We start from the raw sequence: 26,945 nt of genomic DNA, 5'->3' as shown, positions 1-26,945 counted from the left end.
ACGCACGGCACTACAATCGATCTTCATGAGTGAGAAGCCGCTTCCGTTCAGCAACGGCCTGCAATTGAAATCGATGGGGGCCGTGCTGCTGCTGGTGCTGGGCGTGCTGATCTGGCGGCTGACCGATGCCACCACCACCGGTGCCCGCGCGCTGTACATCGGGGCGATCGTCTTCGAGATCCTGTTCTTCGTGGGCCTGGTGTACGCCAGCCGCACCATCAAGAACCAGTACGCCCGCGCCGAGGAGGCGTATCAGAAGCAGGTCGCGGCGCAGAAGGACGATTCCGTCGCCGCGCCCGCCTCGGATTCCGTGCCCACCTCCGACCCCGTGCCCGCCTCCGACCCCGTGCCCGACACCGCCGAGGAGGCGGACACGAAGTGACCACGGCGAAGCCGCGCAAGCGGATGACGGCCGCGGAGCGCCGCAGCCAGTTGGTGGACACCGCGCGGTCGGTGTTCGCCGACCGCGGCTACGCGGCCGCCACCATCGAGGAGGTGGCCGCGAAGGCCGGCGTCTCGAAACCCGTGGTGTACGAGCACTTCGGCGGTAAGGAAGGCCTGTACGCGGTGGTCGTGGACCGCGAGATGGAGATGGTCCTCGAGGTCTTCTCGCGCGCCATGCTGGAGGACCGGTCGAAGTCGCGGATCGAGCAGATCGCGCTGGCACTGCTCACCTACGTCGAGGAACGCTCCGACGGCTTCCGCATCCTCACCCGCAACAGCTCCGTCGAGCACGCGGGCGGCTACTCCACCCTCCTCAACGACCTGGTCGGGCAGGTGGAGAGCCACCTCGAGGGCGAGTTCGAGCGCAAGCACCTCGATCCCACGCTCGCTCCGCTGTACGCCCAGGCGCTCGTCGGCATGGTCGCGATGACCGCGCAGTGGTGGCTGGAGGTCCGCACGCCGCCGAAGGAGGCCGTGGCCGCACACATCGTGAACCTCTCCTGGTACGGCCTGATCGGCCTCAAGGAGAACCCGGTGGCGATCGAACCGAGCGCGCTCGCTCCGGTGGACGCACCAGCGGACCAGCGGCTCAGCGCTGATCGCTGATCAGCACCGCCCGGGTGCCCGGCGCCACGGCCTCGAAGACGTGCGGTGCATCGCCGGGATAGGTCATGAAATCGCCCGGCGCCAGGGTCACGGGGCTGTCGGTGGGCCCCACTCGCGCCTCGCCGCTGCACAGCAGGACGTGTTCGACGGTGCCGAGGACGTGCGCCACCGACTCGCGGCGTGACCCCGGCTCCGCATCGATTCGGTAGACGTCGCGGCGCACGCCCGGCGGTGAGGCGCTGAGCAGGGTCGCGGCGTAGTCGGCGGAATCGGACGGCACAGTGGCACCTTCGCCCGCGCGCACCACCGTGACCTCCACGTTCCCGCCGCCCAGGAGCTGCGCGAAGGGGATCTCGAGGGCGGTCGCCAGTGCCCACAGCGTTTCCACGCTGGGGTTTCCGGTGCCCGCTTCGAGCTGCGAGAGGGTGGATTTGGCGACATTCGCCCGGCGGGCGAGTTCGGCCATGCTCCAGCCCGCCCGGGTGCGTTCACGCTGGATCCCGGCCGCGATGGCCATGATGGGCACGCTCGACATGTTCGGCAGAAACTCCGATCGTTCGACTTGACGAACTGATGTACTTCAGTTCATCGTAGTGGACATGCGTACGACATGGCGAACGATCGCGGCGGATCCGCTGGTCCGGCCCGCGGCGATGCTCTCGGCGGCGGTGGCCTGCATCGGGCTCGCCTACGGGGCGCAGACGGTGGCCGCCGGCCTGCCGTGGTGGTTCGCGCCCGCGCTCGGTCTCACGGTGCTGGCCGCCTCCTCGGAGATGCTCTTCGTCGGACTCATCGCTGCGGGCGGCGCGCCCGTGGTCGCCTTCGCGGCGGGTGCGCTGGTCAATGCGCGGCACCTTCCCTACGGTCTGGCGGCCGCGCCGTATCTCGGAACCGGGGCGGGTCGCGTGGCGCGGATGCATCTGATCAACGACGAATCGGTCGCGCTGGCGCTAGCCCAGCCCGATGTCGAATCGGGCCGCCGGGGGCTGACCTATGCCGGTGGCGGCATCGCCTTCGCCTGGCCGCTGGGTGCCGCGGCGGGGGCGGCGATCGGGTCGGTGATCTCGACGGAGGCACTCGGCCTCGATGCGGTGTTCCCGGCGGTGATCCTGGCGCTGCTGATTCCTGCGCTGCGCGAGTCGTCCTCGCGAACACCGCTTCTCGTTGCGGCGCTGCTGGCGCTCGGCGCCGTGCCGTGGGCGCCCACCGGTCTGGCGCCGGTGCTCGCGCTGCTGGCCCTGCCCGTTCTGCGGCTGGCGACGGGGTCGTGGCCGTGATCGCCGTTCTCTGTGCCGGAGCGGCACTCGCGGTGGTCACCTTCCTGTTTCGCGCCGCGGGCCCGATGGTGGTGGGCAGGTTCGAGCTGAGCCCACGCGCGCGGCGCACCGTGGACCTGTGCGCCATGGCGCTGCTGGCGGGAGTGATGGCCACCGCCGCCGTTGCGGACGGCCGGGAATTCGCCGGGTTCGCGCGCTTCGCCGGCGTGGCGGTGGCGGGCCTGTTGGCATGGCGACGCGCGCCGCTCCCATTGGTGATCCTGGCCGCGGGAGCTACCGCCGCCGTACTCCGCCTGGGTGGCATCGATTGACCTATGCCGCGTGGGGTGGTGCCGTGGACCGGTGCACATGCCCGGTGGGCGTACGGGTTTCGACGGCGTGCCTCCCCGACGGGTCGGTGACCGTGCGGCTGGTCCAGCCGGCGGCTTCCTTGGCGTAGTTGCACGCCGCACACAGCCCCTGCCCGTTGGCCAGGCTCGTGGGGCCACCTTTCGCGTGCGCGACGATGTGGTCGGTGTGGGCGATCGGAGCATCGCAATACGGAGTGCGGCAGTACCGGTCGCGAGCGGCGATCACCTCCGCCAACCCCGCCGGGAACAACCGCGCCCGAGAATCCATCGCGACCACCGCCCCGGACTCCGGCTGCACATACAAGCGTTTGACCCAGGCCACTGCGTGCTCGGTAGCTTTCCCGATCAGGTGGCGGGCGATCTCCGCCGGGAGTGTGCCGCCGCCCGCGAGATGCGCGGTACCCGGCTGATCACCGAGCAGCACCGCCACGGGGATGGTGAGATTCACCGTGACCGGTTGGCCGGCCGCGGCGTCACGGCCGGTGAGACGCGCGAACGCGGTATCGGCCATCACCTGCGCCCGACTCCGCACTTCCCCCGGAGCACCGAACACCGCCTCGGCGGCGCCCTTGAGTGCGGCGTACACGCCGACGGCCTGCGCGACCGGCAGCAGGATCGAAACCCGCGCCATGCAGTCCGGCGCCGGACGAATGGTGACTCGACGGTCCTTCGCCGCCTGCCCGATCCGATCCACCGTGGCCCGCGCATCCAACCGGTACGCCGTCTCCCGCACTCGATCCTGCAGTCGCCGCAGACCCAGACCGGCAGCGTCGAAGGTCTCGCCGCACAGGGCGCTGTCGGCCTCGGCTCGCAGTCGCGGTTCCAGGTGGGACAGACCGGAGACGATCACCTCCACCGCCTCCGGCGAAAGTTCACCGTCGCGTAATCGTGCCGAGGTGGCGGGCAGATCCGTCGCCAAGACTCGGGCCCGCGACAGCATCCCGGCTGCTCGATGCGGGGAGACCCGCAGCGCCAACCCGATCTCTGCTGCGACACCGGTCTCCCACCTGTCCTGTGCGACACCGGCAGCGATCCGCTCAGACACCCGCACCCGCAACAACTCCGCGATCAACCGGTACTGATCGGAGATCACCCGCGCCCGAGCCCGCTCCAACGCACCCAGGCCCGCAACCACATCACCGCCGACATCACCGCCGACGGCGGCATCAGTTCCGTCTTCCTCGTCCATACCCGCACACTACGACCACCCACTGACAAGTTTCTGACTTGAAACCTCAACCCAGCCAGTCGGTTTCGGCGCGCGCCGAGCTTCGTCAACTCCCGATCGGTGCGCCCACGAGTCCGGCGACGATCGCGCCGACTCCCTGGCCGAAGGCCTGGGCCGCGGCGGGCTCGAGTCCGCTACTGAAGACGTTCCGGATATCGCACCCCTTCGGCGCTGGACCGGTGGAGTTCATCCGCTGCTTGATCCAGTCGAAGGCGCCGCCGGCGCCGGTCACCACCACCACGCCGTGGGTGGTCATGAGCTGCTTCACGGGGTTGGGCGGGAACTCCTCGCGGCGGTAGGTCACCGACGCGCCACCCGCGCAGTACGAGTTCACCAGCTTGTCCGTGCCCGTGATCGGGGCGACCTCCTCGGTGATGCCGTTGTAGACGTACGCGGGCACGGTGGGCACCTTGCCGCTCACTCCGCGCTCATCGATCACCTTCTTGATCGCGGGGATGCGGAGCACCTCGTCGACGGGCTTGGTGAGGAAGCGGTTGTAGTCGAACCACAGGTTCGAGACCACGTTCTGCGGCATGCAGTGGCGGCGCGTCTCGTTCACGCGGTACCGGCCCTCCGGGGTGAGCACCTTGTCCAGCGCGGTGCGGAACTCCTCCGAATCCTTGCCCAGCGCCGACAGCGCGAGCGGGATCAGGCCCGCGAGCAGCGAGGTGTTCACGCTCTTCAGCGAGGCCGCGAGATCCCGCTCGGGCGCACCGAAGGCGGCGCCGCGGATGTTCAGCTCGGGCGCGTAGCCGGGCTGCATCTCGATGGTCCAACTGCTGGCGATGGCGCCGCCCGAGTAACCCCACAGCGCGACGGGCGTCGAGGCGGACAGCCCCAGCCGGGTGAAGTTCTCCACCGCGCGGATGCCGTCGAGCACTGCGTACCCGGGCTGGCGCGGGGTGAGGAAGGTGTTCTCGCTGCCGCCGTGGTCGGGCATCGCCACCGCCCAGCCCTCGTTCAGGCCGAGCGTCGCGAACAGCATCTCCGCCCCGGGCATGGCGAAGGTCAGGGGGCCCGACGGGCTGCCGAGGTCGATCGGGCCGCCGCTGGTGAGCCCGTAGGAGGGCTGACACACGCGCAGCGTCGAATCGGTGGCCGCCTGGTACGAGAGCAGCTTCGTCGGCTTCTTGCCGCGCGGGACCAGCACGGTGGTCACGGTGATCGCGGGCTTCTTATCGGCATCACTCGTTCGGTAGGCCAGCTGCCACGCGTCGACGTTCACCGGCATCACCTGCAGCGATCGCACCGACGTGGTGCGGCTCCGGATCACCGTGCCGGGCGCCAGCTCGGCGAGATTCGCCGGGGCGTCGTAGAAGGAGTCGGCGGGCGGCGCCGGCTCGACGATCGGCGGAAGCGCCGAGGCGGAGGGCGCTGCGATCACCCCCGCCGACAGCAGGACGGTCGAGGTGACCAGCAGCGCGGCGCGGCGAACGACCATCCGGAACGATCGTATGTCAGTTTTCACACGCTGAACCTAAGGTGGGGTATGTCACCTGTCAAGGGTTGTTTTTGCCTGTCAGCCCCGGCACCTAGACTGATTCGGTGTCTGACACCGCCCCCGCATCGATCCCCGCACTCTCCGGACTGACCAGGGCGGTCGCCGCGGATCCCGATATCGCCGCCTTCACCGCCGCTGCCGGCCGCCCCGAGCTCACCGTGACCGCGGTCGACGGCACCCGCCCCTTCCTCATCTCGGCACTGGCTCAGCGCGCGCCGGTGCTGGTGGTCACCGCGACGGGACGCGAGGCGGACGACCTCACCGCCGAACTGCGCGAATCCCTCGGCGCGGGCGCGGTCACCCAGTTCCCCAGCTGGGAGACGCTGCCGCACGAGCGCCTGTCCCCCGGCCCCGACACCGTGGGCCGCCGGCTGCAGGTGCTGCGCCGCCTCGCGCGGCCCGACGATGCCGACTACGGCGAACCGCTGCGCGCGGTGGTCGCCGCCGTCCGCTCGCTCGTGCAGCCCATGGCGCCGGGCCTGGGCGATGCACCGTCGGTCACGCTGCGCGAGGGCGCCGAATTCGACTTCGAGCAGCTCATCGAGACCCTCGTCGAACTCGCCTACACCCGCGTGGACATGGTGGGCAAGCGCGGCGAATTCGCCGTCCGCGGCGGCATTCTCGACATCTTTCCCACCACCACCGATCTACCCGTGCGGGTGGAGTTCTGGGGCGACGAGGTGACTGATCTCCGCGCCTTCTCGGTGGCGGATCAACGCAGCCAGCCCGAGGTCGAGGTCGGCACCGTGCACGTCTACCCCTGCCGCGAGCTGCTGCTCACCCCCGCGGTCCGCGACCGCGCGGCCACCCTGAAGGCCGCGCACGAATCCGATGCCGCGCTGGTGGAGATGCTGGAGAAGCTCTCGCAGGGCATCCCGGTGGAGGGCATGGAGGCACTCATCCCGGCCCTGGTTCCGGGCGAGTTGCAACTGCTCACCGATGTGGTCCCCCGAGGCACGCACACCGTGCTGCTCGATCCCGAGAAGATCAGCACGCGCGCAGCAGATCTGGCACGCACCGGCCAGGAGTTCCTGGAAGCGTCCTGGACCGCGGCCGCCCTCGGTTCAACGGCGCCGCTCGACCCCACCGGCATCGACCTCGGCGCGAGCGCCTACCGCAGCCTCGACGAGGTGCACGAATCCGTTTCCGCACAGGGACATCCGTGGTGGACCATCTCCCCGCTCGCCGCGGGACCGGACACGGACGACGACGATCACCTCACCGTGCACATCGAGCACGCACCCGCACCGCGCGGCTCGGAGGCCGAGGCGGAGAAGCTGTTCGCCAGCCTGCGAGCCCATGCGGCATCGGGGGGCAGCGGCGTGATCGTGGTGGCGGGCCAGGGAACCCGCGCCCGCATCCTCGAACGCCTCCGCGATGCGGAGGTCCCCGCCACCGAACTGGAGCCCGGCGACGAGCCGCGTCCCGGCACCGTCGGCGTGCTGCGCGGCAGCCTGCAGACCGGCGTCACCGTGCCCTCGCGCACCCTCGTCCTGCTCGCCGAGCCCGATCTCACCGGTAACCGGGTGGCCGGCGTGGGCGACGGGCGACGGCTTCCGGCCAAGCGGCGCAACCAGGTCGACCCGCTCGCGCTGACCGCGGGCGACCTCGTGGTGCACGACGAACACGGCATCGGCAAGTTCGTCGAGATGATCGAGCGGACCGTGGCCGGCGCGCGCCGCGAGTACCTGGTGATCGAATACGCCCCCGGTAAACGCGGCCAACCGGGCGACAAGCTCTTCGTGCCGATGGAATCGCTGGACCAGCTCTCGCGCTACGTGGGCGGCGAGATGCCCGCGCTGTCCAAGATGGGCGGCAGCGACTGGCAGAACACCAAGCGCAAGGCGCGCAAGGCCGTCCGCGAGATCGCGGGCGAGCTGGTCCAGCTGTACGCCGCCCGCAACGCCGCGCCCGGCCACGCCTTCGCCGCCGACACCCCGTGGCAGCGCGAGATGGAGGACGCCTTCCCGTTCACCGAGACCGTGGACCAGATGACGGTGATCGGCGATGTGAAGGCCGATATGGAGAAGGCGGTCCCGATGGACCGCGTGGTGATCGGCGACGTGGGCTACGGCAAGACCGAAATCGCCGTGCGCGCCGCCTTCAAGGCCGTGCAGGACGGCAAGCAGGTGGCTGTTCTCGTGCCCACCACGCTGCTCGCCCAGCAGCACCTGAAGACCTTCGAGGACCGCATGCAGGGCTTCCCCATCACCGTGAAGGGCCTGTCCCGCTTCACCGATAAGCAGGAGACACAGCAGGTCCTGGAGGGCCTCGCCGACGGCAGCGTGGACGTGGTGGTGGGCACCCACCGGCTGCTGCAGACCGGGGTGCGCTGGAAGGACCTCGGCCTGGTGGTGGTCGACGAGGAGCAGCGGTTCGGTGTGGAGCACAAGGAGCACATCAAGGCACTGCGCACCAACGTTGACGTGCTCACCATGAGCGCCACCCCGATCCCCCGCACGCTGGAGATGTCGATGGCCGGTATCCGCGAGATGTCCACCATCCTCACCCCGCCGGAGGAGCGCCATCCCGTGCTCACCTACGTGGGCCCGTACGCGGAGAAGCAGGTCGCGGCCGCCATCCGCCGCGAGCTGCTGCGCGACGGTCAGGTCTTCTACGTGCACAACCGCGTCAGCTCGATCGACAAGGCCGCCAAGCAGATCCGTGATCTGGTGCCCGAGGCCCGGGTGGCGGTGGCGCACGGCCAGATGGGCGAGGAGGCCCTGGAGAGCACCGTGCAGGGCTTCTGGAACCGCGAGTTCGACGTGCTCGTGTGCACCACCATCGTCGAGACCGGCCTGGACATCTCCAATGCGAACACACTGATCGTCGAGCGCGCCGAGAACCTGGGCCTGTCACAGCTGCACCAGCTGCGCGGCCGCGTGGGGCGCTCGCGCGAGCGGGGCTACGCCTACTTCCTGTACCCGGCCGAGAAGCCGCTCACGGAGACCGCGTACGACCGGCTGTCCACGATCGCCCAGAACAACGACCTGGGCGCGGGCATGGCCGTGGCCATGAAGGACCTCGAGATCCGCGGCGCCGGCAACGTTCTCGGCGCCGAGCAGTCCGGTCACGTGGCCGGCGTGGGCTTCGACCTGTACGTCCGGCTGGTGGGCGAGGCGGTGGAGGCGTACCGCGCCGCCGCCGACGGGAAGCCGATCACCATCGAGGAGGAGCAGAAGGAGGTGCGCATCGACCTGCCGGTGGACGCGCACATCCCGCCCGACTACGTGACCAGCGACCGGCTCCGTCTGGAGGCCTACCGCAAACTCGCAGCGGCCCACGACGATACCGCCGTGGCCGAGGTGCTCACCGAGCTCACCGACCGCTACGGCCCCCCGCCCGTGGAGGTGGAGCGGCTGGCCGCCATCGCGCGCCTGCGCTCCCTGGCCCGAGCGGCCGGGGTCACCGAGGTCAGCGTGGCCGGCACCAATCTCCGAGTGGCGCCGATGGAACTGCGCGATTCGCAGCAGCTGCGACTCAAGCGGCTCTACCCGGGCGGCTCGTACCGGGCCACCACGCGCACCGTCACCTTCCCGATCCCCCGCGTGGCGGGCGGCGGTGTGGGCAGCGAGCGCGTGCGCGACATCGAACTGCTCCAGGTGGTCGCGGACTTCCTGGCCGCCATGGACGGCAAGGGCGCCGGCTACTGGCGGCTCGACCAGCCGCCCCGCGCGACCGCGGCGACCAGTGGGGCGAGCGCGTGAGCGGCACCGTCGTCCTCCTCGATCCGGCCCTGCCCGGATACGTCCCGATCGAGGCGGTCGCCCGGCTGAGCGACGGCCCGGTGTTCTACACCGAGGAACTGCCCGTCCGGGTGGCCTGGAACCTGCCGGGCGCGCGGCCCGTGCTCGACGGGACCGTCCCCGCGGGAGCCGTGCTGGTCTCGTCCGATCCGGATCACCCCGCCGTCGCCGCCCTCCGCGCCGACGGTGCCGAGGTGATCGCCGGACGCCGGCCCGCCGGGCTCGACGTGCTCGACGCCGTCGCCCTCATCGACACCCTGCGCACCGTGGGGCCGTGGGAGTCGGAGCAGACCCATGCGAGCCTGCTGCGCTACCTGGTCGAGGAGACCTACGAACTGGCCGATGCGGTGGGCGCGCTCGATGCCCCCGCGGCGGGCGAGGCCGAGCGTGCGGAGCTGCGCAGCGAGCTCGGCGACCTGCTGCTGCAGGTGATCTTCCACGCGCGGATCGCCGAGGAGGCCGAGCACGAGCCCTTCGGGATCGACGACATCGCCCGCACGCTCACCGCGAAGGTCCGCCGCCGCACCCCGCACCTCGCGGAGGGCTCCGAGGTCGACGTGGCCACGCAGGCGCAGAACTGGGAGCGGCAGAAGCGCCTGGAGAAGCAGGCCCGGGGCGAGGCCTCGGTGCTCGACTCCATCTCGCTGGCACAGCCCGCGCTCGCGCTCGCCGGGAAGGTCTTCGAGCGGCTGCGCACCGCCGGCTTCCCCGCCGAGCTCGTGCCGGACGAGGTGCGCACCGTCACCGTCGACCCGACCGCGGAGGATCACTCCGCGGAGCTGGAGTACCGCGGCACGCTGCTCGCCTTCCTCGACCGGGTGCGCGCAGCCGAGGCCCTGATCGCCTCCGGCGAGGTAGACTCGTGGGCCTTCGCCTGGGACAACGTGCCGGCCGGGAACCCCGAGGGCACCGTCGCACGTTGATCCGGTAATCGGACAAAAGGAAGCTCGACCACACCATGATCAGTACCCGCGTGCGCGCGGCCGTCGTCGTCGCGGCCGCGGCGACGGCGCTCGCCTCCTGCGGCACGATCGGTGAGCGCGTCGACATCCCCGAGGGCATCCCGCCCGGCCCCGGAGTGCCGGTGCCGTACATCAACGTCAACGGTCCCGGACGCACCGCCGACCTGCTCCGCGATTGGGCCACCCCGATCAGCGTGGCCACCGGCATCCCCCGGATCTCCCTCGAGGCCTACGGCAACGCCGCGGAGGCGATGCGGCAACGTACGCCGCAGTGCGGGATCGCCTGGACCACGCTCGCGGGGATCGCCTTCATCGAGAGCAAGCACGGCACCTTCCGCGGGGCCACGATCGCGCCCAACGGCAAGGTCTCGCCGCCCATCCGCGGGGTGCCGCTGGACGGCACCAACGGCAATCAGGAGATCCTGGCCACCGGCACCGATCCGCACCGGCCGAACGCCAAGTACGACGCCGCGATGGGCCCCTTCCAGTTCATCCCCGAGACCTGGCAGCGCTACGGCGTGGACGCGAACGGCGACGGCAAGGCCGATCCGGACAACATCGACGATGCGGCGCTCACCGCGGCCCGGTACCTGTGCGTCTCCGGCGGAGATCTGACCACCGCCCGCGGCTGGGAGAAGGGCGTGATGGTCTACAACCAGTCGCGCGAGTACCTGCTGGACGTGCGGGATGCCGCCTCGGCGTACTCGGTGAACGTCCAGCCCTGAACTGCCAGCCGATCGGCACCGCGCTGACACCGCGCTCCCAGCTTCGCGGCGCAGGCTCGGGAGCATGAACATCACAGCCAAAGCCCTCGCCACCGCCGGCATGCTCGTCCTCACCGGCCTCGCCGTTCCCGCCGTCGCCTCCGCCGATACACCGCAGATGTACGACTCGTGCTCCGCCACGCAGGAGGGGCAGCGGATCACCACCGCGTCCGGCGACACCCTGGAGTGCGTCGGTACCGACGTGGGCACCGGCTACGACTGGGAAGAGCCCAACTGATCGGATTGATCGCCACTGGCCAGCCGGAATTCGAGAGCGCGGGCGGTTTCCGCGGCGTTCCCTGCGGCGACCAGATCGGCATTCGCATCGGTGATCACGCCCTGCAATTCGCCCGGAGTCATTCCCAACTTCTCGGCGTGAATGTACAGATCGGCGGCCACATCGTAGAGCAATGAGCCGAGGGCCCGGCGGTAATGCCCCTCCGGGTCCCCGCTGTTCGCAGCGTTCTGCCCGAGTTGATTGAGCAGATTCCGGAGATCATTGCGATTCCGGAGCGATTCCTCGCGGGCGGAATGGTCCTGGTTGGGTAGTGCAGGCTCTGACATGCACATTACGTTATGCAGGATGTTTCGGATGTCGCAACACGAGGACGAGAATTGCAATTCCACTGAGGTGTGAGAAGACGCCGCTGGAGCTCTCCCGCCAGGACTCGAACCTGAAATGTCTGAACCAAAATCAGAAGTGTTGCCGATTACACCACGGGAGACCGCCGGTCCCGCGACACGCGCGCGACCACCGCCAAGCATTGTGCCACGGACGGGCCGGCACGGTGTTCTCGTAGGATTGCGGCCGATGACGACCTGCACCGAACCACGAGGAGCCACCCGATGAGCAACGGCACGGCGGTGGTGATCCTCGCCGCGGGCGCGGGCACGCGGATGCGCTCGAAGACCCCGAAGGTGCTGCACCGCATCGCGGGGCGCACGCTGCTCGGCCACGCACTGCACGCCGCCGCCGGCACCAGCCCGGACCACCTCGTGGTGGTCGTGGGCCACGACCGCGAGCGGGTCTCCGAGGCCGCCCTCGGCACCGCCTCGGAGCTGGACCACGAGATCCTGGTCGCCGTCCAGGAGCAACAGCGCGGCACCGGTGACGCCGTCCAGGCGGGCCTGTCGGTGCTGCCCGCCGACTTCGCGGGCACCGTGGTGGTCACCGCCGCCGACGTGCCGCTCCTCGACACGGCCACCCTGATCGATCTGCTGGCCACCCACACCTCCGGGGACGGCGCGGCGGTCACGGTGCTGACCACCGCCGTCGACGACCCCACCGGCTACGGACGGGTGCTGCGCACGCAGGACGGGCAGGTCACCCAGATCGTCGAGCAGAAGGACGCGACGCCCGAGCAGCTCGCGATCACCGAGATCAACTCCGGCGTGTACGCCTTCGACCACGCGCAGCTGGTCTCCGCGCTGGCGCAGCTGCGCCCCGACAACGTGCAGGGCGAGCTGTACCTCACCGACGTGATCGGGATCGCCCGCGCCGCGGGCCTGCTGGTGCGCGGCGACCACGTGGACGACGACATGCTGGTGGCCGGCTGCAACGACCGCATCCAGCTCTCCCAGCTCGCCCGCGAGATGAACCGCCGGATCATCGCGGGGCATCAGCTGAACGGCGTCACGGTGGTAGACCCGGCGAACACCTACATCGATGTCGACGTGACCATCGCCAGCGATGTGACCCTCGAACCCGGCACCCACCTCCGCGGCCGCACCGCGATCGCGGAGGACGTGGTGATCGGCCCGGACACCACTCTCGTCGACGCCTCGGTCGCCACCGGCGCCACCGTGCTGCGCTCCGAGGTGCACGCCTCGTCGATCGGCCCGAACGCCACCGTCGGGCCGTTCAGCTACCTCCGGCCGAACACCGAACTGGGCGCCAAGGGCAAGATCGGCGCCTTCGCCGAGACCAAGAACGCGCAGATCGGGGCCGGTAGCAAGGTGCCGCACCTGAGCTACATCGGCGACGCCACCATCGGCGAGGGCAGCAACATCGGCTGCGCCGTGGTCACCGTGAATTACGACGGGGTGAACAAGCACCGAACGGTGATCGGCGACCACGTGCGCATCGGATCCGACACGATGCTCATCGCGCCGGTCGAGCTGGGCGACGGCGCCTACAGCGGAGCGGGTACCGTGATCAAGCGCGACGTGCCGCCCGGAGCCCTGGCGGTCTCCGGCGCGGATCAGCGGAACATCGAGGAATGGGTACTGCGGAAGCGCCCGGGCACGAGCTCGGCCGAGGCGGCCCAGAAGGCTATCGCGAGGATTGACGAGCAGTGAACAACTGGATCGATAACCAGAAGAACCTGATGCTGTTCTCGGGTCGTGCCCACCCCGAGCTGGCGCAGCAGGTCGCCGACGAGCTCGGCGTCGAGGTCACCCCGCAGACGGCACGCGATTTCGCCAACGGCGAGATCTTCGTCCGGTTCGAGGAGTCCGTGCGCGGCAGCGACGCGTTCGTGCTGCAGAGCGCCCCGTACCCGGTCAATCAGTGGATCATGGAGACGCTGATCATGATCGACGCGCTCAAGCGCGGATCGGCGAAGCGGATCACCGCGATCCTCCCGTTCTACCCCTACGCCCGGCAGGACAAGAAGCACCGCGGCCGCGAGCCGATCTCGGCGCGCCTGATGGCCGACCTGTTCAAGACTGCGGGCGCCGACCGGATCATCACGGTCGACCTGCACACCGACCAGATCCAGGGCTTCTTCGACGGCCCGGTCGATCACATGCACGCGCAGACCATGCTGGCCGACTACGTGCGCGAGCACTACGGCACCGACAACATGGTGGTCGTCTCCCCCGACGCCGGCCGCGTCAAGGTGGGCGAGAAGTGGGCCGACGCCCTCGACGGTGCGCCCCTGGCCTTCGTGCACAAGACCCGCGACCCCAACGTCGCCAACCAGGTGAAGAGCAACCGCGTCGTGGGTGACGTGGCCGGCCGCACCTGCGTGCTGATCGACGACATGATCGACACCGGCGGCACCATCGCCGGTGCCGTGGGCGTGCTCAAGGAGGCCGGCGCCAAGGACGTGATCATCGCGACCACGCACGGCGTCTTCTCCGAGCCGGCCACCGAGCGGCTCGCGAACTGCGGTGCGCGCGAGGTGATCGCCACCAACACGCTGCCGATCCCGCCGGAGAAGCACTTCGACACGCTCACCGTGCTGCCGATCGCTCCCCTGCTGGCCCGCACCATCCGCGAGGTCTTCGAGAACGGTTCCGTGACCAGCCTGTTCAACGGCAACGCCTAACAGCTCACCGGAGGGGCATCGATGTCCGAGGCGACGATCTACCACAACCCCCGCTGCACCAAGTCCCGCCAGGCGCTCGCGCGGCTGGAGGAGGCGGGGGCCACGGTGACGGTGGTGAAGTACCTCGACCAGGTGCCCTCGAAGGCGCAGCTGCGCACGCTCATCAAGGACGCCGGGCTCACCGTGCGGCAGGCGGTGCGCACCCGCGAGGCCGAGTACAAGGAGCTGGGCCTCGCGGACGCCACCGACGACCAGCTGCTGGACGCGATGGTCGCCCATCCCAAGCTCATCGAGCGGCCCTTCGTGGTGACCGCCAAGGGCACCCGAATGGCGCGCCCCACCGAGGCCATCGACGAGATCCTGTAGCGCGCGGTGCTGTTCCGCCAGCTCGAGTACTTCGTCGCCCTGGCCCGGGAGCGGCACTTCGCCCGGGCGGCCAGCGCCTGCTACGTATCGCAGCCGGCGCTCTCCGAGGCCATCCGCAAGCTGGAGCGCGAGCTCGACGTGCCGCTCGTGGTGCGCGGCTCCTCCTTCGAGGGCCTGACCCCCGAGGGCCAGCGACTGGTTCCGTGGGCCCGGCGCATCCTGGCCGACCGCGACTCCCTCGAACACGAGGTCACCGCGCTCCGCACCGGGCTCACAGGTGAGCTCGACCTCGGTGTGATCCCCGCCGCGGCCACCGCGGTCGCCCTGCTGACCGATCCGTTCTGCTCCGCGCATCCGCTGGTGCGCGTGCGGATCCGGGCCGGGCTGCGCTCGTCCGAGGTGGTCGAGCGGATCCGCCGGTACGAACTGGATGCGGGCATCGTGTACTCCGACGGCACCGATCTCGACGGACTCACCGTGACGCCGCTCTACACCGACCGGCACGTGCTCGTGGCGCGCGAGGATCTCCTTCCCGAGGGCGAGGGCACCGTCTCCTGGACCGATGCGGCGCAGCTTCCGATGTGCCTGCTGCACAAGGGGATGCGCGGACGCGACCTGATCGACGAGGTGGCGCAGGCGCACGGTGCGCGGTTCGCGCCGCGCCTCGAATCGGATTCCGTCGCCACCCTGCTCGCCATGGTCGGAGCGGGACGGTGGGCCACGATCGTCCCGCGGGCCCGGCTCGCGACCTACCGGGCACCGTCGGGCACCCGCGTCGTGGAGCTCGACGGTCCGCCCGCCGCGCTCGGTGACCGCGCCGAACTGGCGGCGCGCGTGGTGCTGGTGCGGCACGGCGGGGAACCCGAATCGGTGCTCGCCCGGGCGCTCGCGGAGAGTGCGCCGCCGGTGGGCTGAGCCGCCCGCCTGCGGTGATCGGAGCCGCCTATCGGGCGAGCGGAATCCGGTATTGGACGCCCCCGCGGATCGGCGGGAAAGTAGATGCAGAGGGACGAAATCAATTCTCCCACTCGCCGATTCAAGGAGTGATCATGGCGAAGATTCTGTGTGTACTGTACCCCGACCCGGTCACCGGTTACCCGCCCGAGTACGCCCGCGATTCGATCCCGTTCATCGAGGCCTATCCCGGCGGCCAGAGCATCCCCTCTCCGTCGTCCATCGATTTCACTCCCGGGGAACTGCTCGGCTGCGTCTCCGGCGAGCTCGGCCTGCGGAAGTACCTCGAATCCCAGGGCCACGAGCTGATCGTGACCTCCGACAAGGAGGGCGAGGAGTTCGAGAAGCATCTCGCCGACGCCGATGTGGTGATCTCGCAGCCCTTCTGGCCCGCCTACCTGTCCGCCGAGCGGATCGCCAAGGCCAAGAACCTGAAGCTGGCACTCACCGCCGGCATCGGCTCCGATCACGTCGATCTCGATGCCGCGATCAACGCCGGCGTCACCGTCGCCGAGGTCACCTACTCCAACTCGATCAGCGTCGCCGAGCACGCCGTGATGCAGATCCTCACGCTGGTGCGCAATTTCGTGCCCTCGTACAAGTGGGTCATCGAGGGCGGCTGGAACATCGCCGACTGCGTCGAGCGCGCCTACGATCTCGAGGGCATGGACGTGGGCATCATCGCCGCGGGCCGGATCGGCCAGGCCGTGATGCGCCGCCTGGCGCCGTTCGGGGTGCGGCTGCACTACTTCGACACCCGGCGCCTGCCACTCGAACTGGAGCAGGAACTGAACCTGACCTACCACGAGTCGGTGGAATCGCTGGTGCGCTCGGTGGACGTCGTCGACATCCACGCTCCCCTGCATCCGAAGACCTACCACATGTTCGACGCCGAGCTGCTGGCCACGATGCGCCGCGGCTCCTACATCGTCAACACCGCCCGCGCCGAGATCGTGGTGCGCGACGACATCGTGGCCGCGCTCGAGTCCGGGCAGCTTGCGGGCTACGCCGGTGACGTCTGGTACCCGCAGCCGCCGACCGTCGACCACCCGTGGCGCACCATGCCCCACCACGCGATGACCCCGCACGTCTCGGGCACCACGCTGTCGGCGCAGGCCCGCTACGCCGCCGGGACCCGGGAGATCCTCGAGGACTTCTTCGCCGGTTCCCCGATCCGCGACGAGTACCTCATCGTGGCCGGTGGTGCGCTGGCCGGCGTGGGCGCCGCGTCGTACACCGCCGACGGCAAGGCCAGCCCCGGCGCGGGTTCCTGACGGACGGGCCCCGTCAGGCCGGGCGGACGAGCCCGGTCCGGCGGGGCCTGCCGCGCACCAGGAGCGCCACCAGGATGCCGGCGCACACACCGATGATGGTGTCCACGCCGCGGTAGGTGAGCATCCGGAGCGGATCGGTGGGATCGGCGAGCTCCGTCATCAACATGATCAGGGGCGTGAAGAAACCGATCGCCACCGCGTAGTGCCGCGCCATGTACAGCTCCGTGGGGAACAACAGCGCGATGGCCACCAGGGCGAGCGCGGTGGGCCCCGGGTCCAGGGCGAGCAGGGCCGCCGCCACCAGCAGGCCCACGAAGGTGCCCACCGTCCGGTGCATCGCGCGCCCCGCCACCGACCGGAACTCGGAATCCGAGGGCCGGCCCGCGTCGATCACCGCGAGCGGGACGGCCGCCGCCGCCATCGCCCAGTTCGCGTGATCCACACCCAGCAGGATCCCGATACCGCCCGCCAGACCGACGGCGAGCGCGTACCGCAGGGCGTGCGTCCCGACCCCGGGCGCCGGCCGGCGCAGGACCAGTGCGATCCCGTCCCACCAGGGCCGGCCGCGGAACGGATCGGGCCGCCCGATCGCGCCGACGACGATCGCGAAGAGCACCGTGGCCACGCAGATCGCGAGGGCCTGGCCGGGCGGCGCCAGATCGGCCGGCAAGGTCGCGGTGGCACCCATCGCGAAGAGGAAGAAGAAGGGGCCGGCGGGCCGCAGGCGCACCGCATCGGCCAGCACCGAACAGACGGTGGCGAAGACCACCCCGACCAGCACCAGCACCCACGGCGGCGCCTGCTGATGCGACAGAGTGATCCCCAGCAGCTCCCCCACGGTGAGCAGGCCGCCGGCCTGCAACTGGTGCACGATCCGCGGCCGTCCCGATTCGCCGCGGCCGTACATTCCCGCGAAAGCACCGAACTCCGCATACACGAGAAGCTCAGGACGACCCCATGCGATCAGCAGTAATCCAGGAATCAGGAGCGCGAGCGCAACGCGCAGCGCGTGACCTCCATCGCGGAGATCGGGGCGATACCGCTCCGGAACCGCGGCGACGGCGGAGCGTAGCGAAGACCGCACCGGCGGGCGCCGAGGCGGTGTCAGACGCCGGCGGTGAGCACCGCCGCGGCGATCGCACACAGTGCCGAGCCGGTGACCGCGCCCGCCGCGATGAGCGCATTGGTCGAGTAGGTCGCATCGGAGGCGGGGCGGCGAGGCGTCGAGATCGCACAGGCGAATCCGAGCCCGGCCAGTGCGGCGATCCCCAACAGCACCACGGCGATCCAGGTCATCTTCGTCTCCCATCCACAACCGACTGGGAAGGCGGGCTGCGCCCTCCCCGATCGCCCTCATCATCGCACGGCATCGGATTGTCGCGGTCGTTCGCTTCCCCTGCTGCCGTCGCCGGGCTCGGTTAGTGTGAAAAACGTGACGCGCCCGCAACCGGTTCTCACACCGCTGTCCACTGCAGCGATGTTCCTCGTGGCCACGATCGACCGCGATCGCGCCGACGACGTGAGGGATACGCTCGGCGACCTGTCCGGACTCGTCCGATCGGTCTCCTTCCGCTACCCGGAGAAGGGCCTGGCCCTCATCACCTCCATCGGCTCGGACGCCTGGGACCGCCTCTTCGCGGGCCCGAAGCCCCGGGGTCTGCACCCGTTCGTCGAGCTCGACGGTCCGCGCCACCGCGCACCGTCGACACCGGGCGATCTGCTGCTGCACATCAAGGCCGAATCGCTCGACATGTGCTTCGAACTGTCGTCACGGATCGTGGCCGCCTTCGACGGTGCGATCACCGTGGTCGACGAGGTGCACGGCTTCCGGTTCTTCGACAACCGCGACCTGCTGGGCTTCGTGGACGGCACGGAGAACCCGTCGGGCGAGGTGGCCGTCGCGGCCACGACGGTGGGCGACGAGGACCCGCACTTCGCGGGCGGCAGCTACGTCCACGTCCAGAAGTACCTGCACGATATGACCGCGTGGCGCGCGCTCACCGTCGAGGAGCAGGAGAAGGTGATCGGCCGGTCCAAGCTCGAGGACATCGAGATGGACGACGACGTCAAACCCGCCGACGCGCACATCGCGCTCAACGTGATCACCGACGACGAGGGCAACGAACTGAAGATCGTGCGCCAGAACATGCCCTTCGGGCAGGTGGGCAGCGGCGAGTTCGGCACCTACTTCATCGGCTACTCCCGGGACCCCGGGATCACCGAACGCATGCTGCGCAACATGTTCCTGGGCGATCCGCCCGGCAACACCGACCGCGTGCTCGACTTCTCCACCGCGCACACCGGATGCCTGTTCTTCACCCCGCCCGCCGATTTCCTGGACGATCCGCCCGCGGCACCGGAGGAGGCGGAGGGGTCCCCCGCTCCCACCGCCGACGCCGCGGACGGCTCGCTGCGGATCGGCAGTCTGAAAGGAAGCGATCGATGAACAACCTGTACCGCGAACTCGCCCCCGTGACCGCCGCGGCGTGGTCGGAGATCGAGACCGAAGCGACGCGCACCTTCAAACGCAACATCGCCGGCCGCCGCGTGGTGGACCTCGGCGAACCGCTCGGCCCCGGTGCCAGCGCGATCGGCACCGGCCACCTGCTCGAGGTGGGCGGTCCCGCCGAGGGCGTGCAGGCCCACCTGCGCGACAGCCGCCCCCTGGTGCGCCTGCGCGTGCCGTTCACGCTGAGCCGCAAGGCCATCGACTCGGTGGAGCGCGGCGCACAGGACGCCGATTGGGATCCGGTCAAGGACGCGGCACGCAGCCTCGCCTACGCCGAGGACCGGGCGATCTTCGAGGGCTATCCGGCCGCATCGATCCCCGGCATCCGCAACACCGCCGCCGGCGGCGACCTCAAGCTGCCCGACGATCCGCGCGACATCCCCGACGTCGTCTCCCAGGCGCTGTCCGATCTGCGGCTCGCCGGTGTGGACGGCCCGTACTCCGTGCTGCTCTCCGCCGATGTGTACACCCGCGTGAGCGAGACCTCCGATCACGGCTATCCGGTGCGCGAGCACCTCAACCGGCTCGTCGACGGCGACATCATCTGGGCACCCGCGATCGACGGCGCCTTCGTGCTCACCACGCGCGGTGGCGATTTCGACCTGCGGCTGGGCACCGATGTGGAGATCGGCTACCTCTCGCACACCGCCGACGCGGTAGAGTTGTACCTGCAGGAGACCTTCACCTTCCTCGCCTACACCCCCGAGGCCGCAGTACCGCTCACCGCCTGAACTTGTGCACCACCGTTCCACCCGTCCCACCGACCGATGAATGGAAAGCAGTGAAATGAGTGATTTCGACGGCGTTTTCGATGACATCTTCCAGCGGTTCTTCGGGAACTCGGTGGGCCGGCCCGCCGTGCAGCGGGTCGACCTGAACCGCCTCCTCAACGACCAGGCGAAGACTCTGCTCGTCGAGGCGCAGGTGGCCGCGGCCGATTGGGGCAACAGCGAGATCACGCCCGAGCACCTGCTGTACGCGGCCGCGATGAACGAGCCGACGCGCGAGATCATCGTGCGGGTGGGCCTCGATCCCGATCGGGTCGCCTCCGCGATGGAAACTGCGGCGAAGGCCAGCGCGAGCCCCGACGGGGCCGACGGCGCACCGTCGCTCAGCCCGGCCTCGCGGCGCGCGCTGCGCGTGGCCCAGCAGCGGGCGGCCCAGTCCGGCCAGTCCTACGTGGGCCCCGAGCACATCCTCATCGGCATCGCCGACAATCCGGACACCGTGGCCGCGCAGACCCTCGCGGGCGGCGGCCTGTCCTCCGGCCAGGCCGTGCCCGGCAAATCGGGCAAGCCCGGCAAGACCGCGCAGCAGGCGCAGGCGGCGCAGGGCCCGAGCAGCACGCCCACCCTCGACGAGTACGGCCGCGATCTGACCGCCGAGGCGCGGGCCGGCAAGGTCGATCCCGTGGTCGGCCGCGCCGAGGAGATCGAGCAGACCATCGAGATCCTCTCCCGCCGCCGCAAGAACAACCCCGTGCTGATCGGCGACCCCGGCGTCGGCAAGACCGCCATCGTGGAGGGTCTGGCGCAGCGGATCGTCAACGACGACGTGCCCAAGACGCTCGCCGGGCGCCGCGTGATCGCGCTCGACGTGAGCTCCATGGTGGCGGGCAGCAAGTACCGCGGCGAGTTCGAGGAGCGCCTGACCAAGGTGCTCGACGAGGTGCGCGAGCACTCCGACGAGCTGGTGGTGTTCATCGACGAGTTGCACACCATCATCGGTGCGGGCGGCGGGGGCGAGGGCTCCATGGACGCGGGCAACATGCTCAAGCCGGCGCTGGCCCGCGGCGAGCTGCACGCGATCGGCGCCACCACCATCGACGAGTACCGCAAGTACATCGAGAAGGACGCCGCCCTGGAACGCCGGTTCCAGCCGGTGATGGTGAGCGAGCCGACCGTCGAGGACACCATCGAGATCCTGCGCGGCCTGATCGACGTCTACGAGGAGCACCACCAGGTGCACTACGACGACGACGCCCTGATCGCCGCCGCCGAACTCTCGGACCGCTACATCACCGACCGGTTCATGCCGGATAAGGCGATCGACCTCGTCGACCAGGCCGGCGCCCGGGTCCGGCTGCGCACCAAGACCTCCGACCAGGGCACCCGCACCGTCGAGGACGAGCTGGCGCGGCTGAACCGGGAGAAGGACAGCGCCGTCGAATCGGAGGACTACAAGACCGCGGACGAGCTCAAGGTCAAGATCGCGGAGGCCGAGCAGCGGCTCAAGAACATCTCCCCCGACGGTGAGCCGTCCGGCCCGGATGTGACGGTGACCGACATCGCCGAGGTGGTCTCGCGGCGCACCGGTATCCCGGTGGCCGATCTGACCTCCGAGGAGAAGGAGAAGCTGCTCCGCCTGGAGGACGATCTGCACGCCCGCGTCGTGGGCCAGGACGAGGCCGTGCTCGCGGTCTCCGAGGCCGTGCGCCGGGCGCGCGCCGGGCTCAAGGACCCGAGCCGGCCCATCGGCTCGTTCCTGTTCCTCGGCCCCACCGGTGTCGGCAAGACCGAGCTCGCGAAGGCCCTGGCGGCCACCGTCTTCGGCGACGAGGACCGGCTGATCCGGTTCGATATGAGCGAGTTCCAGGAGAAGCACACCGTCTCGCGACTGGTGGGCGCGCCTCCCGGCTACGTGGGCTACGAGGAGGCCGGCCAGCTCACCGACAAGGTGCGCCGCCAGCCCTACTCGGTGATCCTGTTCGACGAGATCGAGAAGGCCCACCCGGATGTCTTCAACATCCTGCTGCAGCTGCTCGACGACGGCCGCGTGACCGACGCCCAGGGCCGCACGGTGGACTTCAAGAACACCATCGTGATCCTCACCAGCAACATCGGCGCCGATCTGATCCTCGAAGCGCCCGAGGACGATTGGGAGTCGGTGGTCCCGAAGGTCAAGGAGCGGCTGCACGCCCACTTCCGGCCCGAGTTCCTCAACCGCATCGACGACACGGTGATCTTCCACCGCCTCGACAAGCAGCAGATCCGCAACATCGTCGAGCTGATCCTGGAGAGCACCCGCGGCCTGCTGCGCGGCCAGGACGTGGAGCTGGACGTCACCGAGAAGGCCGAGGACTGGCTGGCCGACGAGGGCTTCCAGCCCCAGTTCGGTGCCCGCCCGCTGCGCCGCACCGTGCAGAAGGAACTCGACAACCGGCTCTCGTCGATGCTGCTCAAGGGCGAGATCGTGCCCGGCGACACCGTGCGCGTGGACGCCGACGACGACGGCCTGGTGATCTCGGTGGTCGAGGTGGGCAAGGACGGAACCGTGACCGAGGGCAGCCTCCCGGCTTCCGACGACAAGACCACCGACGACAAGGCCGCGGACGCCTCGTCCGACGACAAGGCCACCGAGACGACCGACGAACAGGAGAAGGCATGAGCAACAAGAACGCCCGCGAAGAGGCCATCGAGCACGAGGAGAAGCGCCGCCAGGAGGAGCGCGACCGCCTGGAGCGGGAAGAGGAGAAGCGGCTCGAATAGGCCGGACGGCCCGCCCGCCTAGCGCAGGGTGCTGCGCATCAGGTCGATGACCTGATCCAGCGCCGCGCGGGTGGGCTGTCCCGGCTCGTCGATCAGGTGCTCGGTGAGTACGGAGTGCGGCGGCGTGGGCGCATCGGGATTCGCGTCGGCGTCGTCGATCTCGACCGCGATGAAGGCATCGCCCAGCTGCTCACGCAGGAAGGCGAAGCGCTCGCCGGGCACCATCTTGTCGCCGGTGAACCGCATGCCCAGCACCTTGAGGCCCTGTTTGGCGCAGCGCACCTTCACGGTCTCCAGGTCTTCCGGCGAGATGTCGATGTTGTGCCGGCGGCTGGGCGTGATGCCCAGCGGCAGCGAGGGCTGGCTCAGCACCGGCGCCAGCAGCACATCGTCGACCGCCATGCCCAGCGCGAAACCTCCGGTGAAACACATCCCGACGGCGCCGACGCCCTTGCCGCCGCACCGCTCGTGCTCCTGGCGGGCCAGCGCGCGCAGCCAGGTGATCACGGGGGAGGACTTGCCGACGGCGAGGATGGTGAACTCCTTGCTGACGCACAGCGGGGCGACCGACGCGACGGCCGTGGCCGTGCCCTTGATGCCCACCTTCCGCGGGTCGGCGTCGAGGCCGGGCACGCCGAACAGGTGCGGCAGCACCGCGGTGAATCCCGCGTCCACCAGCTTGCGCGCGAAATCGAGCACCTTCGGGGTGATGCCGGGGATCTCGGCCATCACGATCACCGCTGGGCCGGTGCCCTTGCGGTACACGTCGTGCGTGGTCCCGTGCGCCGTGAACGGCTCCACGGCGAAGTCGGCGATGTTGCGGGCTGCTTGCGCTGTGACGGTCACGGCACCATAGTGCCGCACGCTCAGAGCAGGCGCTGCGCGATCGCCTCCAGAGCGGGCCACGGGGCCTCGCCGAGTGCCTGCACCACCACGTGGTCGGCACCCGCGTCGAGATGCGCCCGCACCCCGGCCGCGACCACATCGCCGTCGCCGTGCACGGCGAGGGCGTCGATCAAGCGGTCACTTCCCGGAGATGCCACGTCGGCGTCCTCGTAGCCGAGACGCTGCAGATTGGCCACGTAGTTCCGCAGGCCGAGGTAGAACTTCACGGTCTTCCGTCCGGTCTCCCGGCCCCGGGTGTCGTCCGCATCGAGCACCACCTTCTGCTCGGGCGCGAGCAACGGACCGGCGCCGAGGATCTCCCGCGCCCGCCGGGTGTGCTCCGGCGTCGTCAGGTACGGATGCGCACCGGCGGTCCGATCGGCGGCGAGCCTGAGGACCTTCGGCCCCAACGCGGCGAGCACGATCCGGTCGGACGGGACGCCCTCGGCCGCGAGTGCGTCCAGATAGTCGACGAGTGCCTGGTAGGGCGAGCGGTACTCGGCGGTCGCCTCACGGTGCCCGGCACCGATCCCGAGCAGGAACCGGCCCGGGTGGGCCTGCTCGATCCGGTGGAAGGCCTTCGCCGCCGAAGCGGGGGTGTCCTGCCAGATGTTGAGGATTCCGGTGGCCACCTGCAGCGTCTCGGTGGCCTCGAGCAGCTCGTCGGCGATCGCGAGCTCGCCGCCCGGGGAGCCGCCCAGCCAGACCGCGCCGTAACCGAGCCCCTCCGCCTTCGCCGCGAAGGCACCGTCGACCTGCGTGGACGCGCGCCAGATTCCGAGACTGCCCAGATTCGTCATGCCCGGTGCAACGCCGCGGCCGGCGCGCTGCTTCCCCTGGACCCGCGCTGCACGAAAACCTTCCCCGTCACACCACGGCGCGCGGCAGCTCCGGGCGGGCCGGGGCGTAGACCGCGCCCGCCACGGCCCGTGCCGCGGCCTTCGCGATGTCCAGGAAGTCGAAGTAGTCGCGCCAGGCGACGATCCGGCCGTCCTGCACGTCGAACCGCGAGCACACCCAGAACTGCAGGCGCAGCGGCCCGTACACCAGCGAGGTCACCCGCTCGGTGAGGGCCACCCCGTCGGCGGCCGTGGCCGAGAGCAGCACCGACCGCAGCTGCACCCGGGAGTGCTCGTGGCGCCGGAAGTTGCGGGACACCGCGCGCCGGCCGCGCAGCGTGCGCCACGAGGTGCGGGTGTACACCACGTCCTTCGCCAGCAGGTGTTCGGCGATCTCGTAATCGCCGCTGCCCAGCGCCTCGACGAAGCGCTCGGCGACGTCCTGCGGCGACCACAGCGGGGAGTTGTTCACCAGACCATGGTCCGGGCGCGGCGTGGCAACGGGGCGAACTGGACATGACGCGTTGGCGAAAACATTCCCCGTCGCCGCGCTCGCCCGACCGGTTCGATTTCACTGACAACCGGCGGATTCGGTAAGCTGAGCGACGACCTTCTCGGCGAGGGCGGCTCCGGCCGCCGTGATCGACGCGAACTTGCGCTCCACCCCGCGGGCTCCCCCGGTGCGTGCGAGAGCGGGCCGCCTCGGATCGCCGAGGCCGCACCGCACATTTGGAGCATCATGTCTAACGCCAACAAGCTCACCGCTTCCGTCCGCACCGAGTTCGGCAAGGGCGCCGCCCGCCGCACCCGTCGCGACGGCCTCGTCCCCGTGGTCCTCTACGGCCACGGCACCGACCCCCAGCACCTCACCGTGGTGGCTCGCGACTTCGCCGCCATCCTGCGTAAGGACGGCACCAACGCCGTGCTGAGCCTGGACATCGACGGCAAGGAGCAGCTCGCGCTGACCAAGCAGGTCGTCGTGCACCCGCTGCGCAACTACATCGAGCACACCGACCTCCTGGTGATCAAGAAGGGCGAGAAGGTCACCGTGTCGGTGCCCGTCATCGTCGAGGGCGACCCGGCCGGCGGCACCCAGGTGGCGCAGGACCTCAACGAGGTCGAGATCGAGGCCGATGCGCTGAGCATCCCCGAGAACATCGTGGTCAACGTGCAGGGCCTCGAGGTCGGCACCCAGATCGCCGCGGGCCAGCTCGAGGTCCCGGCCGGCGTCACCGTGATCACCGATCCCGAGGCGCTGATCGTCAACATCACCGAGATCGCCGCCGCCGAGACCGAGGGCGACGACGCCGCCGAGGGCGACGAGGCCGCCGCCGAGGCTGCCGAGTAACTGCTGTGACCGACCGGCCGCTGATCGTCGTGGGGCTGGGTAACCCCGGCGAGAAGTACGCCGGGACCCGCCACAACATCGGTTTCGACGTGGTGGACGAGCTCGCAGCGCGCGCCCGCACCTCCTTCTCCCGACACAAGAAGTCGGGGGCGGAGGTCGCGGGCGCGCGGCTCGCGGGCCGCCAGGTGTACCTCGCGAAACCGCAATCCTTCATGAACCTCTCCGGGCAGCCCGTCTCCACGCTGGCCCGGTTCTACTCGGTGGAACCCACCGATGTGATCGCCGTGCACGACGAGCTGGACATCGACTTCGGTCTGGTGCGGCTCAAGCGCGGCGGCGGCGAGGGCGGCCACAACGGCCTGCGCTCGCTGACCCAGCACCTGGGCACCAAGGACTACCTGCGCGTGCGCGCCGGGATCGGGCGTCCGCCCGGTCGCCAGGACCCCGCGGATTACGTCCTCAAGCCCTTCTCCTCCGCCGAGCGCAAGGAGGTCCCGCTGCTGGTCACCAACGCCGCGGACGCGGTGGAGCTGCTGATCTCCCGCGATCTCGACCTGGAGTCCGCGCAGAACACCGTGCACGCCTGGTGATCACGTTCCGACGCGTGACGCGGGACGATTTCGGCCTGCTCGCGGTGTGGCTGTCCGAGCCGCACAACCGGCGCTGGTGGAACCACGAGACCTCGCCCGAGGCGATCGAGCGGGACTTCGGTCCGTCGGTCGACGGTGCCGAGCCCAGCACGGACTTCCTCGCGATCGACGACGCCGGTGCGCCCGTGGGCCTGATCCAGCGGCAACGCTGGGTGGACTACCCCGACGAGGACGAGACCGCCGCGGTCGGGCGGCTGGTGGACCTGGGGCCGCGCGACTACGGCATCGACTACCTCGTGGGCCTGCACTACGCCACGGGGCGCGGCCTGGGCACCGCGATGATCCGGGCCATGTGCGCGGAGATCTTCGAGCAGCTCGACGGTGCGCGCGTGGTGGTCGCGGTGGCCGCCGGCAACCGGCGGTCCTGGCGGGCCCTCGAACGCGCCGGATTCACCCTCGTCGGCCACACCGACATCCCGGCCGAGAATCCGATCGACCCGCCCGACCACGTGGTCTACCTGCGCGAACGGGTAGACTGACTC

At 70.0% G+C, this 26,945-nt stretch carries 28 protein-coding genes and 1 tRNA gene; 19 read left to right on the top strand and 10 right to left on the bottom strand.

The features are described from left to right. Window positions 1-25: 25 nt before the first annotated feature. Both ABD108_RS20490 and ABD108_RS20485 read left to right on the top strand, forming a co-directional pair. Window positions 26-382 (top strand): hypothetical protein, encoded by a 357-nt coding sequence (locus tag ABD108_RS20490; RefSeq protein ID WP_343931258.1) that lies wholly within the window; start codon window positions 26-28, stop codon window positions 380-382. Window positions 383-405: 23 nt separating this feature from the next. Continuing rightward, entirely contained in the window at window positions 406-1,050 is a 645-nt protein-coding gene (locus tag ABD108_RS20485) for a TetR/AcrR family transcriptional regulator (protein ID WP_220658588.1), read from the top strand. On the opposite strand, the gene ABD108_RS20480 is transcribed toward ABD108_RS20485, so the two are convergent. Then, entirely contained in the window at window positions 1,034-1,585 is a 552-nt protein-coding gene (locus tag ABD108_RS20480) for a helix-turn-helix domain-containing protein (protein WP_343931257.1), read from the bottom strand. The genes ABD108_RS20485 and ABD108_RS20480 overlap by 17 nt on opposite strands. A gap of 64 nt (window positions 1,586-1,649) precedes the next feature. Between ABD108_RS20480 and ABD108_RS20475 the strand changes: the two genes are divergently transcribed. Further along, window positions 1,650-2,327, top strand: a complete 678-nt coding sequence (locus tag ABD108_RS20475) for an AzlC family ABC transporter permease (RefSeq protein ID WP_343931256.1) — start codon at window positions 1,650-1,652, stop codon at window positions 2,325-2,327. After that, a complete protein-coding gene (locus tag ABD108_RS20470) occupies window positions 2,324-2,638 on the top strand; it encodes an AzlD domain-containing protein (RefSeq protein ID WP_343931255.1) in 315 nt (104 codons plus the stop codon). The genes ABD108_RS20475 and ABD108_RS20470 overlap by 4 nt, the downstream gene beginning before the upstream one ends. 1 nt (window position 2,639) lies before the next feature. Here ABD108_RS20470 and ABD108_RS20465 read toward each other — a convergent pair whose 3' ends face one another. After that, the gene (locus ABD108_RS20465; RefSeq protein WP_343931254.1) at window positions 2,640-3,866 is read right to left on the bottom strand and encodes an HNH endonuclease; all 1,227 of its coding nucleotides are present in this window, start codon (window positions 3,864-3,866) and stop codon (window positions 2,640-2,642) included. Between the two features lie 85 nt (window positions 3,867-3,951). Then, a complete protein-coding gene (locus ABD108_RS20460) occupies window positions 3,952-5,346 on the bottom strand; it encodes a lipase family protein (RefSeq protein WP_343931253.1) in 1,395 nt (464 codons plus the stop codon). A 104-nt stretch (window positions 5,347-5,450) separates the two neighbouring features. Between ABD108_RS20460 and mfd the strand changes: the two genes are divergently transcribed. The 4 genes from mfd (at window position 5,451) to ABD108_RS20440 (ending at window position 11,116) form a co-directional block, all read left to right on the top strand. Next, window positions 5,451-9,113 carry a transcription-repair coupling factor gene (gene mfd / locus ABD108_RS20455; protein WP_343931252.1) on the top strand — a complete coding sequence of 1,221 codons (3,663 nt, stop codon included), beginning with the start codon at window positions 5,451-5,453 and terminating at the stop codon, window positions 9,111-9,113. Continuing rightward, window positions 9,110-10,075 carry a nucleoside triphosphate pyrophosphohydrolase gene (locus tag ABD108_RS20450; protein ID WP_343931251.1) on the top strand — a complete coding sequence of 322 codons (966 nt, stop codon included), beginning with the start codon at window positions 9,110-9,112 and terminating at the stop codon, window positions 10,073-10,075. The genes mfd and ABD108_RS20450 overlap by 4 nt, the downstream gene beginning before the upstream one ends. 35 nt (window positions 10,076-10,110) lie before the next feature. After that, a complete protein-coding gene (locus tag ABD108_RS20445) occupies window positions 10,111-10,839 on the top strand; it encodes a lytic transglycosylase domain-containing protein (protein ID WP_343931250.1) in 729 nt (242 codons plus the stop codon). Window positions 10,840-10,903: 64 nt separating this feature from the next. Next, window positions 10,904-11,116 carry a hypothetical protein gene (locus ABD108_RS20440; RefSeq protein WP_220658137.1) on the top strand — a complete coding sequence of 71 codons (213 nt, stop codon included), beginning with the start codon at window positions 10,904-10,906 and terminating at the stop codon, window positions 11,114-11,116. On the opposite strand, the gene ABD108_RS20435 is transcribed toward ABD108_RS20440, so the two are convergent. Both ABD108_RS20435 and ABD108_RS20430 read right to left on the bottom strand, forming a co-directional pair. After that, complete coding sequence (locus ABD108_RS20435) at window positions 11,092-11,442, bottom strand: hypothetical protein (RefSeq protein ID WP_343931249.1); 351 nt, start codon at window positions 11,440-11,442, stop codon at window positions 11,092-11,094. The genes ABD108_RS20440 and ABD108_RS20435 overlap by 25 nt on opposite strands. Window positions 11,443-11,531: 89 nt before the next feature. Beyond that, window positions 11,532-11,603: transfer RNA gene (locus ABD108_RS20430), tRNA-Gln, on the bottom strand. Window positions 11,604-11,724: 121 nt separating this feature from the next. Between ABD108_RS20430 and glmU the strand changes: the two genes are divergently transcribed. From glmU to ABD108_RS20405, 5 genes are all read left to right on the top strand, one after another. Further along, on the top strand, window positions 11,725-13,176 hold the full coding sequence (glmU, locus tag ABD108_RS20425; RefSeq protein WP_343931247.1) for a bifunctional UDP-N-acetylglucosamine diphosphorylase/glucosamine-1-phosphate N-acetyltransferase GlmU: 1,452 nt from the start codon (window positions 11,725-11,727) through the stop codon (window positions 13,174-13,176). Beyond that, a complete protein-coding gene (locus tag ABD108_RS20420; RefSeq protein ID WP_220658134.1) occupies window positions 13,173-14,150 on the top strand; it encodes a ribose-phosphate diphosphokinase in 978 nt (325 codons plus the stop codon). The genes glmU and ABD108_RS20420 overlap by 4 nt, the downstream gene beginning before the upstream one ends. A 21-nt stretch (window positions 14,151-14,171) precedes the next feature. Beyond that, window positions 14,172-14,516, top strand: coding sequence for an arsenate reductase (glutaredoxin) (gene arsC, locus ABD108_RS20415; RefSeq protein WP_220658133.1), 345 nt, complete (start codon window positions 14,172-14,174; stop codon window positions 14,514-14,516). Between the two features lie 6 nt (window positions 14,517-14,522). Next, window positions 14,523-15,431, top strand: coding sequence for a LysR family transcriptional regulator (locus ABD108_RS20410; RefSeq protein WP_343931246.1), 909 nt, complete (start codon window positions 14,523-14,525; stop codon window positions 15,429-15,431). A gap of 134 nt (window positions 15,432-15,565) precedes the next feature. Then, window positions 15,566-16,744 carry an NAD-dependent formate dehydrogenase gene (locus ABD108_RS20405; protein WP_343931245.1) on the top strand — a complete coding sequence of 393 codons (1,179 nt, stop codon included), beginning with the start codon at window positions 15,566-15,568 and terminating at the stop codon, window positions 16,742-16,744. Between the two features lie 13 nt (window positions 16,745-16,757). Here ABD108_RS20405 and ABD108_RS20400 read toward each other — a convergent pair whose 3' ends face one another. After that, complete coding sequence (locus ABD108_RS20400) at window positions 16,758-17,681, bottom strand: FUSC family protein (protein WP_255585678.1); 924 nt, start codon at window positions 17,679-17,681, stop codon at window positions 16,758-16,760. Between the two features lie 167 nt (window positions 17,682-17,848). Beyond that, the gene (locus tag ABD108_RS20395; protein WP_220658129.1) at window positions 17,849-18,040 is read right to left on the bottom strand and encodes a hypothetical protein; all 192 of its coding nucleotides are present in this window, start codon (window positions 18,038-18,040) and stop codon (window positions 17,849-17,851) included. 127 nt (window positions 18,041-18,167) lie between these two features. Between ABD108_RS20395 and ABD108_RS20390 the strand changes: the two genes are divergently transcribed. Genes ABD108_RS20390 through ABD108_RS20380 form a run of 3 tightly spaced genes read left to right on the top strand, consistent with a single transcriptional unit; the run spans window position 18,168 to window position 22,640 of the window. Then, complete coding sequence (locus ABD108_RS20390; RefSeq protein WP_343931244.1) at window positions 18,168-19,190, top strand: Dyp-type peroxidase; 1,023 nt, start codon at window positions 18,168-18,170, stop codon at window positions 19,188-19,190. Continuing rightward, window positions 19,187-19,984, top strand: coding sequence for a family 1 encapsulin nanocompartment shell protein (locus ABD108_RS20385; RefSeq protein ID WP_220658127.1), 798 nt, complete (start codon window positions 19,187-19,189; stop codon window positions 19,982-19,984). Before ABD108_RS20390 ends, ABD108_RS20385 begins: the two co-directional genes overlap by 4 nt. Before the next feature lie 55 nt (window positions 19,985-20,039). Next, window positions 20,040-22,640, top strand: a complete 2,601-nt coding sequence (locus ABD108_RS20380; protein ID WP_343931243.1) for an ATP-dependent Clp protease ATP-binding subunit — start codon at window positions 20,040-20,042, stop codon at window positions 22,638-22,640. 119 nt (window positions 22,641-22,759) lie between these two features. Here ABD108_RS20380 and ABD108_RS20375 read toward each other — a convergent pair whose 3' ends face one another. The 3 genes from ABD108_RS20375 to ABD108_RS20365 all read right to left on the bottom strand — a co-directional run bounded on the left by ABD108_RS20375 (window position 22,760) and on the right by ABD108_RS20365 (window position 24,937). After that, on the bottom strand, window positions 22,760-23,587 hold the full coding sequence (locus ABD108_RS20375; protein ID WP_344186334.1) for a dienelactone hydrolase family protein: 828 nt from the start codon (window positions 23,585-23,587) through the stop codon (window positions 22,760-22,762). A 20-nt stretch (window positions 23,588-23,607) separates the two neighbouring features. Next, window positions 23,608-24,426 carry an LLM class F420-dependent oxidoreductase gene (locus ABD108_RS20370; protein ID WP_343931242.1) on the bottom strand — a complete coding sequence of 273 codons (819 nt, stop codon included), beginning with the start codon at window positions 24,424-24,426 and terminating at the stop codon, window positions 23,608-23,610. Window positions 24,427-24,493: 67 nt separating this feature from the next. After that, window positions 24,494-24,937, bottom strand: a complete 444-nt coding sequence (locus ABD108_RS20365; protein ID WP_220658123.1) for a limonene-1,2-epoxide hydrolase family protein — start codon at window positions 24,935-24,937, stop codon at window positions 24,494-24,496. A 267-nt stretch (window positions 24,938-25,204) separates the two neighbouring features. On the opposite strand from ABD108_RS20365, the gene ABD108_RS20360 reads away from it, so the two are divergent. Genes ABD108_RS20360 through ABD108_RS20350 form a run of 3 tightly spaced genes read left to right on the top strand, consistent with a single transcriptional unit; the run spans window position 25,205 to window position 26,942 of the window. Further along, complete coding sequence (locus ABD108_RS20360) at window positions 25,205-25,813, top strand: 50S ribosomal protein L25/general stress protein Ctc (RefSeq protein WP_220658122.1); 609 nt, start codon at window positions 25,205-25,207, stop codon at window positions 25,811-25,813. A 5-nt stretch (window positions 25,814-25,818) separates the two neighbouring features. Further along, window positions 25,819-26,403 carry an aminoacyl-tRNA hydrolase gene (gene pth, locus ABD108_RS20355; RefSeq protein ID WP_343931241.1) on the top strand — a complete coding sequence of 195 codons (585 nt, stop codon included), beginning with the start codon at window positions 25,819-25,821 and terminating at the stop codon, window positions 26,401-26,403. Next, the gene (locus ABD108_RS20350) at window positions 26,400-26,942 is read left to right on the top strand and encodes a GNAT family N-acetyltransferase (protein WP_255585677.1); all 543 of its coding nucleotides are present in this window, start codon (window positions 26,400-26,402) and stop codon (window positions 26,940-26,942) included. Before pth ends, ABD108_RS20350 begins: the two co-directional genes overlap by 4 nt. The last annotated feature ends 3 nt before the right edge of the window (window positions 26,943-26,945 follow it).

Source organism: Tsukamurella strandjordii (genome assembly GCF_039525985.1).
GTDB classification, from domain to species: domain Bacteria; phylum Actinomycetota; class Actinomycetes; order Mycobacteriales; family Mycobacteriaceae; genus Tsukamurella; species Tsukamurella strandjordii.
Note: the sequence above shows the minus strand (reverse complement) of the source record. Positions and strands in the feature narration are given on the sequence as shown.

What these genes read in the sequence shown, in the direction of transcription:
- ABD108_RS20490 (WP_343931258.1), top strand. Translation starts at nt 26, where the DNA reads ATGAGTGAGAAGCCGCTTCCGTTCAGCAACGGCCTGCAATTGAAATCG.
- ABD108_RS20485 (WP_220658588.1), top strand. Translation starts at nt 406, where the DNA reads ATGACGGCCGCGGAGCGCCGCAGCCAGTTGGTGGACACCGCGCGGTCG.
- ABD108_RS20480 (WP_343931257.1), bottom strand. Translation starts at nt 1,585, where the DNA reads ATGTCGAGCGTGCCCATCATGGCCATCGCGGCCGGGATCCAGCGTGAA.
- ABD108_RS20475 (WP_343931256.1), top strand. Translation starts at nt 1,650, where the DNA reads ATGCGTACGACATGGCGAACGATCGCGGCGGATCCGCTGGTCCGGCCC.
- ABD108_RS20465 (WP_343931254.1), bottom strand. Translation starts at nt 3,866, where the DNA reads ATGGACGAGGAAGACGGAACTGATGCCGCCGTCGGCGGTGATGTCGGC.
- ABD108_RS20460 (WP_343931253.1), bottom strand. Translation starts at nt 5,346, where the DNA reads ATGGTCGTTCGCCGCGCCGCGCTGCTGGTCACCTCGACCGTCCTGCTG.
- ABD108_RS20445 (WP_343931250.1), top strand. Translation starts at nt 10,111, where the DNA reads ATGATCAGTACCCGCGTGCGCGCGGCCGTCGTCGTCGCGGCCGCGGCG.
- ABD108_RS20440 (WP_220658137.1), top strand. Translation starts at nt 10,904, where the DNA reads ATGAACATCACAGCCAAAGCCCTCGCCACCGCCGGCATGCTCGTCCTC.
- ABD108_RS20435 (WP_343931249.1), bottom strand. Translation starts at nt 11,442, where the DNA reads ATGTCAGAGCCTGCACTACCCAACCAGGACCATTCCGCCCGCGAGGAA.
- glmU (WP_343931247.1), top strand. Translation starts at nt 11,725, where the DNA reads ATGAGCAACGGCACGGCGGTGGTGATCCTCGCCGCGGGCGCGGGCACG.
- arsC (WP_220658133.1), top strand. Translation starts at nt 14,172, where the DNA reads ATGTCCGAGGCGACGATCTACCACAACCCCCGCTGCACCAAGTCCCGC.
- ABD108_RS20405 (WP_343931245.1), top strand. Translation starts at nt 15,566, where the DNA reads ATGGCGAAGATTCTGTGTGTACTGTACCCCGACCCGGTCACCGGTTAC.
- ABD108_RS20395 (WP_220658129.1), bottom strand. Translation starts at nt 18,040, where the DNA reads ATGACCTGGATCGCCGTGGTGCTGTTGGGGATCGCCGCACTGGCCGGG.
- ABD108_RS20385 (WP_220658127.1), top strand. Translation starts at nt 19,187, where the DNA reads ATGAACAACCTGTACCGCGAACTCGCCCCCGTGACCGCCGCGGCGTGG.
- ABD108_RS20380 (WP_343931243.1), top strand. Translation starts at nt 20,040, where the DNA reads ATGAGTGATTTCGACGGCGTTTTCGATGACATCTTCCAGCGGTTCTTC.
- ABD108_RS20370 (WP_343931242.1), bottom strand. Translation starts at nt 24,426, where the DNA reads ATGACGAATCTGGGCAGTCTCGGAATCTGGCGCGCGTCCACGCAGGTC.
- ABD108_RS20360 (WP_220658122.1), top strand. Translation starts at nt 25,205, where the DNA reads ATGTCTAACGCCAACAAGCTCACCGCTTCCGTCCGCACCGAGTTCGGC.